Source organism: Bradyrhizobium sp. MI1.10, from assembly GCF_055811035.1.
In genome coordinates this window covers 20,547-20,871 of record NZ_JBVVPN010000031.1, presented here as the reverse complement: position 1 = coordinate 20,871, position 325 = coordinate 20,547, and positions in this window count along the sequence as shown.

Genomic DNA, 325 nt, shown 5'->3' with positions numbered 1-325 from the left:
CGCCCCCCCCCCCCAAAAAAAGCCGGCACATCTTCGGCGGGGCGGCGCGCGCGTTTTCACTATTACCCCCACCCCCCCCCCGGCGGGGGGGCCCCCCCCCCCCCCCACGATGGAGATGGAGCTGCGCGCCACATACTCGCTGTCATCGCCCGATTTAATCGGGCGATCCAGTATTCCAGAGACTGATGTGATTTGAACCGAGAAGCCGCGGCGTACTGGGTCGGGCCGGGGGAACCGGCGGCCCCCCCGGGGGGGGGGGGGGGGGCGGGGGGGGGGGCGCAGAAAGACCAGCACCGGCCCCCCCCCGGCGGGGGGGGGGGGGGTT